The sequence below is a fragment of the Arsenophonus sp. ENCA genome (assembly GCF_002287155.1).
Classification (GTDB): Bacteria; Pseudomonadota; Gammaproteobacteria; order Enterobacterales; family Enterobacteriaceae; genus Arsenophonus; species Arsenophonus nilaparvatae.
The window spans coordinates 1-3,770 of sequence record NZ_NHNG01000779.1 but is presented as its reverse complement, the minus strand read 5'-3'; the positions used below and the strand labels follow the sequence as shown (position 1 = coordinate 3,770).

5 protein-coding genes and 2 pseudogenes are annotated in these 3,770 nt (G+C 51.7%); 4 read left to right on the top strand and 3 right to left on the bottom strand.

Features of this window, described 5'->3' with window-relative positions; all coding sequences use genetic code 11:
* Together CBG25_RS20245 and CBG25_RS20240 are read left to right on the top strand one after the other, a co-directional pair.
* A pseudogene (locus tag CBG25_RS20245) lies at positions 1–108 on the top strand (IS110 family transposase); the annotation flags it as partial.
* A 468-nt stretch (positions 109–576) separates the two neighbouring features.
* The gene (locus tag CBG25_RS20240; protein WP_290608893.1) at positions 577–1,482 is read left to right on the top strand and encodes a helix-turn-helix domain-containing protein; all 906 of its coding nucleotides are present in this window, start codon (positions 577–579) and stop codon (positions 1,480–1,482) included.
* A gap of 36 nt (positions 1,483–1,518) precedes the next feature.
* Here the strand turns inward: CBG25_RS20240 and CBG25_RS20235 are convergent, their stop codons facing one another.
* Both CBG25_RS20235 and CBG25_RS20230 read right to left on the bottom strand, forming a co-directional pair.
* Positions 1,519–2,292 (bottom strand): DNA adenine methylase, encoded by a 774-nt coding sequence (locus CBG25_RS20235; RefSeq protein ID WP_290608891.1) that lies wholly within the window; start codon positions 2,290–2,292, stop codon positions 1,519–1,521.
* A 2-nt stretch (positions 2,293–2,294) separates the two neighbouring features.
* A complete protein-coding gene (locus CBG25_RS20230) occupies positions 2,295–2,477 on the bottom strand; it encodes a hypothetical protein (RefSeq protein ID WP_290608890.1) in 183 nt (60 codons plus the stop codon).
* 77 nt (positions 2,478–2,554) lie between these two features.
* On the opposite strand from CBG25_RS20230, the gene CBG25_RS20225 reads away from it, so the two are divergent.
* Complete coding sequence (locus CBG25_RS20225; RefSeq protein WP_290608888.1) at positions 2,555–2,902, top strand: putative holin; 348 nt, start codon at positions 2,555–2,557, stop codon at positions 2,900–2,902.
* A gap of 118 nt (positions 2,903–3,020) precedes the next feature.
* A pseudogene (locus tag CBG25_RS20220) lies at positions 3,021–3,500 on the top strand (transglycosylase SLT domain-containing protein); the annotation flags it as partial.
* Here the strand turns inward: CBG25_RS20220 and CBG25_RS20215 are convergent.
* On the bottom strand, positions 3,415–3,747 hold the full coding sequence (locus tag CBG25_RS20215; protein WP_290608892.1) for a transposase: 333 nt from the start codon (positions 3,745–3,747) through the stop codon (positions 3,415–3,417). The pseudogene CBG25_RS20220 and the gene CBG25_RS20215 overlap by 86 nt on opposite strands.
* Between the last annotated feature and the right edge of the window lie 23 nt (positions 3,748–3,770).

The following is a 3,770-nucleotide window of genomic DNA, read 5'->3' as shown; positions in this document are numbered from 1 at the left end:
GGAGGTAAAGTAGGCATCTGTGCGGCAATGCGAAAATTACTCCAATTAGCTTATGGTGTCTTAAAATCTGGCATCCCCTTCGATGAGAATATAGCTCTTGTATCATGATAAGAAAGACGGTATCTGAGGTCCGTATGGTTTTCTGGATAGCCCGTTTTATCTGATAGGCTTCACCGCGTATGCCTTTGCTGGAGCCAGCAAGCAACATCCGGACGTTATGGGGCTTAAAACCCTGATCTAGGGCCCAGGCTGTAACAGAAGGGTAACGCTGGTAAACACAGTGATAAAAAATTTGCTTTGCGTTTGAGGGGTGCATTGTTTTCTCTCCGTAAAAATTTTCATAAAAAAGTATACTTTCATATTTAAAATAATGTAAAGTCCTTTTTGAATATTTTTGTATATTTTTTTGAGTCTCGCCACATCACCATCAAACACAATAGAAGGAGAGCTTTATGGCAAAGAAGAAAGCCGCAACAACACTGTTGGCAACCTCACCGGACAATATCACGATTGAGGGGGGTGGGGGCAATTGTATACCCTGAAAAAAGTGAAGAAAAAAGCGCTCAGCAGGATGTGATGGCGCGATTTGGCGATGGCCTGCCCTATGAGCGCGAACGGATTGTGCATGAGGCGCGCTTTTATATGGCACAAAGTGCCGAAGCCATGCTGGAGGCGGGAAAGCGGTTGATTATTCTTAAAGAGAATGAACCTTATGGGGAGTTCATGAAGATTGTAGAAGAAAGAATTGGTATGCCATATAACACTGCTGGCAGATTAATGAAAGCAGCGATTAAATACCTTTCTCCCTCTCTTCAACAGAAGTCCCCAACGTTGGTGAAACTGGGAAAAGCCAAGCTCTATGAATTAATGCTGGAAGATGACGAAGAACTCGCCGAACTGGCCGAAGGTGGGACCATTGCGGGCCTTACCCTGGATGATGTGGACCGCATGTCAGTGAGTGAGCTAAGGGCAGCCCTACGCAAGGATGAAGCTGCCCTGAAGCGCAGCCAGCAGCTGGTCGCAGAAAAGGAAAAGCAGTTACAACAACTCTCGCGTCAACTGGTTGAAGGACCTGCTTCAGGGGAAGACGACGCTCCCCAACTGGCCCCTGAGCACTGGATACGCTTAACCCTGGACGGGGTCGGCGAGCGCCTGAAAGCAGAGCGTCAGCGACTGGGACTGAGTCAGGAAGTGTTTGCTGAACGTTGTGGGGTTAAAAAACTGACCCAGTACAACTATGAAAAAGGTGAGCGCTATCCGGATGTTACCTATCTGGTGGCAGCAAAGTCCATTGGATTGGATTTACTCTTTCTTGTAACAGGAGAACGCACCGATGAAGCCAGTGCGCTTGATGTGGTCAGAGATCAGGAGGAGGCGGAGGTGTTAACTGCTTTTCGACATATTCCGGGTGAAACCCGCGAAGTGGCAAAACGGACTTTGACGGCAATGACAGAGAAAAAAACCGCCCGAAGTCGCGCGTAACAGGTGGCCCTCCGTTGCAGCGGAGGGTTCCCTTTATCATAAACCACAACTAATAATCAGCTCACGCCGTGGCGTGGGCTTATTTTTGTTCAGTGTATAGCAAATGGGAATACTGTCTAGCGCAAACCCCTGAAACACCTCACGCATCTCGGGAATATCATTGACCGAAATGAGCATCATGCCTGCCAAATCCCGTCCTATGCTCGCCAATTGCTCATACTGTGCCAGGCCAAATTCGACACCGTAACCCTCTGTGCCCCAATACGGCGGATCGCAGTAAAACAGGGTGTGCGGTCGGTCATAGCGCCGGATGCAATCTGACCAGTCTAGCTGTTCAATGAGGGTACGTGACAGCCTGAGATGCGCTGTAGAGAGGTCTTCTTCCAGGCGAAAAAAGTTGAAGCGCGGCGCATTGGTGGTGCTTGTACCAAACGACTGCTCTGTAACCTTGCCACCAAACGACTGTTTTTGCAGGTAGTAAAAGCGCGCGGCGCGTTGGATATCGGTCAATATTTCAGTGGGAGTCATTTTAAACCACTGGTACATCTGCCGACTGACCAGCGCCCATCTAAACTGGCGCATCAGTTCCTCAGGGTGGTGCTTTAACACCCGATAAAGATTGACAAGCTCACCATTGATATCGTTAATCACTTCCACTGTGCTGGGTGGCTTCATAAAGTAGAGGGCTGCCGCGCCACAGAACGGCTCCACATAACAAGTATGTGCAGGGAAGCGCGGTAAAATCTGTTTTGCCAGTCGCCGCTTACCCCCTATCCAGGGCAGTATCGGCAAGGCCGCCGGGGTTCTCATGCCTATCCTCGTGACAATAATAGCGGCCTGCCATGTAAACGAGAGGGCGTCAGGACAGCAAGCCGCAACAGCATGGGCAGGCAGAAAAAGGGATTATCTGCACGACAGGGATAGTGCGAGCAGATTGCCTTGGGTAATGATTCAATTAATACCTTGCAGTATTGTAATCCAATGCCATTGCCCACACCATTAAACCCCTTTAAAAGTCTTTTCAGGCACAACCAGATAGACTGAGTCTCTATTTTCTGTAAGGAGACTGTCCATGTTGTGCGCGCTCAAACGTCTTTTCCGTCAACGCCCGCGTCTGGCGGGCTGGTTGTGGACTGCGCTGACACTGCTGGTGCTAATGGGGCTACTGTCGCCACAACAGCTGCCGGTGGTGCTGTACAAGCTGTCGTTAATCAGTCTGGCCGCGGTGCTCGGCTACTGGCTTGACCGTTCGCTATTCCCCAAAGCCCGTCCCGGCCAATACCTGCACCATGACCACCCTGAGGTCGCACACGGGCGGCATCCGGTGCGTGGGGGCTGCCATCAGGTCTTTGCCGCCGCGCAACTTCGTCGCGCCATTATCGTGGCCGCCGTGTGTCTCAGTGTCGCCATGGGGTTATAAGGATGACGCGCTATCAACCGCCACAGGGTGCCCCAGAGTGGGGGTTACTTCTCTTGCTGCTGTTGCTGGTGTTGGCGGCCTTTGAGGCCGATGCCGCCCTGCCATACCGGGCGGTACTCTGATAAGGAATGCCCGTCTGGTGTGGGGACTGGAAGCCCCTGTCGCCGATGTTGCCGCCCAGATTGAGCATGAAAGCGGCTGGCAGCCGGGCGTGACCAATGCCATTGGCGCACAGGGACTCGGACAGTTTATGCCGAAGACCACCCGATGGATTGGCGATTTGATGCCCGCCCTGGCCGACAAGGCACCGCTCAATCCCGGCTGGAGTTTGCGGGCGGTGGTCAGTTTCGATTACTGGCTGTGGCAACGGGTGTCAGCGGTCAATCGGTGTGAGCAGATGGCGATGACCCTGTCGGCCTATAACGGTAGCCTGGGCTGGGTTCAGCGTGACCGCCGTCTTGCGAAACGGCAGGAGCTGGATAGCGAGCGCTGGTTTGGCAACATTGAGCAGGTCAATGCCGGGCGAGGTCAGGCCGCCTGGCACGAGAACCGCCACTACCCACGAGGTATTTTAACCGTCCTGGCCCCGCGCTATCTGAGGCTGTCGCAAAAGGGGTGGAATTTTTTTTCAACAATATCCCACCGTGCAGATTTTCTCTTTTTCTGATTTTAGTTTGTACAAATAATAGACTGAAAATCATCCATAATATCAGAGCAACCGCTCTTGATAAGTTATAGGCCATTGCATGCAGGGTAAATTCGAGCTTTACCGCTAATAATCCCTTACGCCGGAAACGTTCCAAACCCTGAATTCCCCGCAATGCTGAAAACACAGGTTCAACCATGCTCTTTCGCTGATTCAAGATTT

Bases quoted from the DNA above. Each gene is read 5' to 3' on its own strand.
- CBG25_RS20240 (WP_290608893.1), top strand. From the start codon at position 577: ATGGCGCGATTTGGCGATGGCCTGCCCTATGAGCGCGAACGGATTGTG.
- CBG25_RS20235 (WP_290608891.1), bottom strand. From the start codon at position 2,292: ATGAGAACCCCGGCGGCCTTGCCGATACTGCCCTGGATAGGGGGTAAG.
- CBG25_RS20225 (WP_290608888.1), top strand. From the start codon at position 2,555: ATGTTGTGCGCGCTCAAACGTCTTTTCCGTCAACGCCCGCGTCTGGCG.
- CBG25_RS20215 (WP_290608892.1), bottom strand. From the start codon at position 3,747: ATGGTTGAACCTGTGTTTTCAGCATTGCGGGGAATTCAGGGTTTGGAA.